Source organism: Terrisporobacter muris (assembly GCF_024621905.1).
Classification (GTDB): domain Bacteria; phylum Bacillota; class Clostridia; order Peptostreptococcales; family Peptostreptococcaceae; genus Terrisporobacter; species Terrisporobacter muris.
Genome location: NZ_JANKBY010000245.1, coordinates 1 through 5,689, shown reverse-complemented (window position 1 = coordinate 5,689; position 5,689 = coordinate 1). Strand labels below are relative to the sequence as shown.

The following is a 5,689-nucleotide window of genomic DNA, read 5'->3' as shown; positions in this document are numbered from 1 at the left end:
AATTATGAAAGATTGACTATAAGATAAATAAAAAATTCGCTTTACTCATGTGGGCTATGCAGTGGCCTAAGGTGATAACAAAATGTTTTGTTAACAGTTTGTTCAAGAGAAAGCGGATTTTTTATTATAAAGAATTACTATTTATTTTTGTAGTTTTTTATGTATGATTATTAATAACAAGTTTTACAGGCTATGTATCCATTTTTCTTTGCAGTACTTTCGCTCATTTTTATGGCATCCTTCATTCCATGGGCAGTGGCGCTTTTATGATATTTGTTTGAAGAAGAAGATCCTCCATTAGCATATACATATTTAGTAGCTGAACCAGAAGAACTACCATTAGAAGAACTACCAGAAGAAGTTGAGCCACTTCCAGGTTTTGTAGCAGTTACTTTTTGAGATGAATATTTATTAGTTTTTACCCACCATTTCTTTCCGTTTGCGTTAATTTTAATATTTCCATTTCTATCAGTTCTATAAACATCTATATTTTTGTCATAACTTATATATCTTTTTAAAGCATTTGCAGAAGGATGGCCATATTTTTTACCATCAGTACTTATGATTATTTTTTCTGGATCAAATCTTTTTATAAAAGAAGAAGATGAAGATCCAGCAGAGCCATGATGTGGCATTTGAAGAATATCCACATTATATTTTTTTGCTGCACTTTCTGCACCCTTTTCTGCGTCACCAGTTAATAAAACTTCTAAATTTCCATAGTCAATATAAGTCATTACAGAGTCTTCATTGTCTGATGAGTAATTTTTGATACTATGTACAAATTCAAATTTAGCTCCACCACTACTTAATTTTGTTCCACTTTTAGCATCATAAATTTTACATCCTGATTCTTTTTTAGCTAAACTTAAAACTTCTTTTGCAGTTTTAGTACTATATGATGTATCTTTTGGATAATAGAATTTTTTTACCTTCATATTTTGGAAAACATATTTTAGACCACCTACATGATCTGCATCTGGATGAGTAGATATAACGTATTCTAAGTCCATGGATTTTTCTTGGCTTTTAAGATAATTTACTACCTTTTTGCCATTGCCAGCTGTTCCAGCATCTATTAATATATCATCACCACTTGGTGTTTCAATATATATGGCATCTCCAGCTCCCACATTAATAAATTCGATTGTCATATCTTGTTTTTTTGCAGGATATGAGTTTACATAAGTTCCAGCAGTCATAAGAACAGCCAGTCCTAAGGATAATAATTTTTTACTTAATTTCATTTTGATTCCCCCTCACATTTCTAGTAATATTATACATTTTCAAACGACATTTTTAAATGATTTTCAGTGAATTATTACAATAATATTGGTTAATTTATATAATTATACAAATATTTTCAACAACATGATTTCATATTTAATTCATTGACAAATGTTATTTAAAGAAGTATTCTGTTAGTATCCTAACAGAAAAGAGGTGTTTCAAATCAACAAAGAAAAAATGGTTGGCTTCGAAATTAAAACTGTACATAATCTTTTAAAACGAAACTTTGAATCTTCACCCGTTCATAAAAAACTGGAAAATTTGACAGGAATGCAAAGATGGGTAATAGGTTATTTAAGTGAGCATGAAGGAAAAGATATTTTCCAACGTGATTTAGAAGAGGAGTTTTCTGTTCGACGCTCAACTGCTACGGGGATTTTACAGTTGATGGAGAAAAATGATTTAATTACTAGGGAAGCAGTTCCTCATGATGCTAGACTAAAAAAATTAGTTCTAACACCTAAAGCCATTGAAATAGGGAAAATGATAACTGAAGGAATAATAGAGCATGAAAAAATGCTTTGTGAGGGGATTTCTCAGGAAGATTTAGATGTATTTTTTAAAGTAATGAAACAAGTTAAAACAAATTTGGAAAAATAAGCTGCTACTTTTAGCAGCTTTAATTTAAGTAATATTGTTAGGGAGCTTACAAAAATAAATAATTACTTACTTATAAGGGGGAGATATTATGCTTAAAACTTTAAGTGCTCAAGTAAAAGAGTATAAAAAAACATCCATATTAACACCAATCTTTGTTATATGTGAAGTTATAATGGAACTTTTAATTCCTTTACTTATGGCATCCATAATAGATAAAGGTGTATCAGATGGAAATATGAACCATGTATTCATAGTAGGGGGGATAATGGTTCTTATGGCCATGTTTTCATTATTATTTGGTGTGTTAAATGGAAAAACTGCAGCCAAGGCAAGTGCAGGATTTGCAAAAAACCTTAGAAAAGGAATGTTTGAAAATATACAAAGTTTTTCTTTCTCTAATATAGATAAATACTCAACATCAGGTCTTGTTACTCGTATGACTACGGATGTAACAAATGTGCAAAATGCCTATCAAATGATACTTCGTATGTGTACACGTGCGCCAATGATGCTAATTTGTGCTGTAATAATGTGTATATCTATAAGTCCAAAACTTAGCTCATTATTTTTTGTAGCTATAGTATTTTTAGGAATTTGTTTAGCAATAATCATAAGAAGTGCCCATCCTATTTTTATAAAGGTATTCCAAAAGTACGATGATTTAAATGCTAGCGTACAAGAAAATGTAAATGCAATTCGTGTTGTTAAAGCTTATGTAAGAGAAGATTATGAAGTGAAAAAATTTGAAAAAGCTGCAGACAATGTTTATAAATTATTTGTTAAGGCTGAAAGTATATTATCATGCAATATGCCAGTTATGATGTTAAGTGTTTATGCTTGTATATTAGGTTTATCATGGTTTGGTGCAAAAATGATAGTAGGTGGAGCTTTAACGACAGGTCAACTTGTAAGTTTATTTAGTTATATTATGAATATAATGATAAGTTTAATGATGTTATCTATGGTATTTGTCATGATTACCATGTCAAAAGCTTCGGCAGAGCGTATTGCAGAAGTTTTGGAAGAAAAAAGTGATCTTACTAATCCAGATACTCCTGACTTTGAAATAGAAAATGGAGACATAGATTTTAATAATGTTAGTTTTGCTTACAAAAAGGGAAGTGAGAAATACGTACTTCAAGATATTGACCTTCATATAAAATCAGGAGAAACTGTGGGAATAATTGGAGGAACGGGTTCTTCTAAGTCAAGTTTAGTTAGTTTAATATCACGTTTATATGATGTGAGTGAAGGTGAAGTTTTAGTAGGTGGAAAAGATGTTAGAACTTATGATATAGAAACTTTAAGAAATGAAGTATCAGTAGTTTTACAAAAAAATGTGTTGTTTAGTGGAACAATAAAAGAAAATCTTCGTTGGGGAGATAAAAATGCTAGTGATGAAGAAATAGTTAGGGCTTGTAAACTTGCCTGCGCAGAGGAGTTTATTGACACATTACCAGACAAGTATGACACATTTATAGAGCAAGGTGGAACAAATGTATCAGGTGGTCAAAAACAACGTTTATGTATTGCAAGAGCATTACTTAAAAAACCTAAGATATTAATTCTTGACGACTCAACAAGTGCAGTAGACACAGCAACAGATGCTAAGATTAGATCTGCATTTGCAAAGGAAATACCTAATACAACAAAAATAATAATTGCACAGCGTATATCAAGTGTGCAAGATGCTGATAAAATTCTTGTTTTAGATGATGGTAAAATAAGTGGATTTGGTACTCATAAAGAATTACTAGAAAATAATGAAATATATTCTGATGTTTATAATTCTCAAATGAAGGGAGATGATGAAGAATATGAAATCGCAAAATAGAAAAGAAATGATGATTAAAAAACCTACAGAAATTAATCAAAATCCTTTAAAAATAATTAAAAGATTAATGGGAATAATTCTAAAAAATTACACACCTCATTGTATCGTAGTTTTAATTTGTATATTTGGTTCTGCCTTTGCTAATGTTAAGGGAACTTTATTTATGCAAACTTTAATAGATGATTATATTCTTCCTATGATTAACCAATCTAACCCGGATTTTGGACCATTAGGAATAGCTTTATTTAAACTAGCTTTATTATTTATAGCAGGAGCACTAATGACTTACGCCTACAATAGGATAATGGTTAATGTATCACAAGGTACTTTAAGAAAAATACGTGTGGATTTATTTACTCATATGGAAAGCTTACCTATAAAATATTTTGATACTCACTCTCATGGAGATATAATGAGTATTTACACAAATGATACAGATACTCTTCGACAAATGATTGGTCAAAGTATACCACAATTAGTCAGCTCTGTGGCAAATATAATAAGTGTATTTATAAGTATGGTAATTTTAAATATACCTTTAACTATTCTTACAGTTATTATGGTTAGTATAATGGTTTCTGTCACAGGAAAAGTAGCAGGAAAAGCTGGTGGATATTTTGCTAAGCAACAAAAATCAATCGGTGAGTTAAATGGATATATAGAAGAAATGATGGATGGGCAAAAGGTTGTAAAAGTATTTTGTCATGAAGAAGAAAGTATAAATAAATTTAATGAGCTAAATGAAGAATTATTTGACAGTGCAAACAATGCTAATGGATTTGCTAACATACTTATGCCAATAAACGTAAATTTAGGAAATTTAAGTTATGTAATTTGTGCCATAGCAGGTTCTGTCTTAGCAATAACAGGATTTACTTCGTTTACTCTTGGAGGCCTAGCATCTTTTTTACAACTTAACAAAAGTTTTAACCAACCAATAAGTCAGGTGAGTCAGCAGTTAAACTCAGTAGTTATGGCTTTGGCTGGTGCTCAGAGGATATTTAATTTGATGGATGAAGAAAGTGAATTAGATGAAGGATATGTTACTTTAGTAAACGTAAAAGAAGATAAGAATGGTAATTTAACTGAATGTGAAGAAGTAACAGGAACTTGGGCTTGGAAGCATCCACATAGTGATGGTAGTTTAACACTGACTAAACTTCAAGGAAATGTGGTATTTAATGATGTGGACTTTGGATATAATGATGAAAAAACAATTCTTCACAATATAAAATTATACGCAGAGCCAGGACAAAAGATTGCTTTTGTTGGTGCAACAGGAGCAGGTAAAACTACAATTACAAATTTAATTAACCGTTTTTATGATATACAAGATGGTAAAATTAGATATGATAATATAAATATAAACAAAATTAAAAAGCCAGATCTTAGACGAAGTTTGGGAATAGTCTTACAAGATACACATTTGTTTACAGGAACTGTGGCAGACAATATAAGATACGGAAAATTAGATGCCACTGAGGAAGAAGTAATTTCAGCTGCAAAACTTGCCAATGCCCATGGATTTATAAAAAGATTACCTAAAGGTTATGACACAGTACTTACTGGTGATGGTGGAAACTTAAGTCAAGGTCAAAGACAGTTACTAGCCATAGCTCGTGTAGCAGTAGCTAATCCTCCAGTATTAATTCTTGATGAAGCAACAAGTAGTATAGATACAAGAACAGAACATTTAGTTCAAGATGGCATGGATAGTTTGATGCTTGGACGTACAACTTTTGTTATAGCTCATAGATTATCAACAGTTAGAAACTCAGATGCTATTATGGTTTTGGAGCTGGGAAGAATAATTGAAAGGGGTAATCATGAATCTCTTATTGCAAAAGGTGGTAAGTATTATCAGTTATATACGGGAGCATTTGAACTGGAATAGTAGAAAAATTAAATAAAAAATAATTTGAAAGTGTACAATATTGTACGCTTTTTTTAGTATGAAAAACGTTT

Annotated in this window: 4 protein-coding genes; 3 read left to right on the top strand and 1 reads right to left on the bottom strand. The window is 30.7% G+C overall.

Annotation, left to right across the window (positions count from 1 at the left end; genetic code table 11):
* Positions 1 to 170 precede the first annotated feature (170 nt).
* Entirely contained in the window at positions 171 to 1,247 is a 1,077-nt protein-coding gene (locus NSA58_RS14970) for a ComEC/Rec2 family competence protein (protein WP_052232816.1), read from the bottom strand.
* A 196-nt stretch (positions 1,248 to 1,443) separates the two neighbouring features.
* Between NSA58_RS14970 and NSA58_RS14965 the strand changes: the two genes are divergently transcribed.
* From NSA58_RS14965 to NSA58_RS14955, 3 genes are all read left to right on the top strand, one after another.
* Entirely contained in the window at positions 1,444 to 1,890 is a 447-nt protein-coding gene (locus NSA58_RS14965) for a MarR family winged helix-turn-helix transcriptional regulator (protein WP_152607193.1), read from the top strand.
* 88 nt (positions 1,891 to 1,978) lie between these two features.
* The gene (locus NSA58_RS14960; RefSeq protein WP_074429746.1) at positions 1,979 to 3,724 is read left to right on the top strand and encodes an ABC transporter ATP-binding protein; all 1,746 of its coding nucleotides are present in this window, start codon (positions 1,979 to 1,981) and stop codon (positions 3,722 to 3,724) included.
* Entirely contained in the window at positions 3,708 to 5,618 is a 1,911-nt protein-coding gene (locus tag NSA58_RS14955; RefSeq protein ID WP_257560641.1) for an ABC transporter ATP-binding protein, read from the top strand. Before NSA58_RS14960 ends, NSA58_RS14955 begins: the two co-directional genes overlap by 17 nt.
* The last annotated feature ends 71 nt before the right edge of the window (positions 5,619 to 5,689 follow it).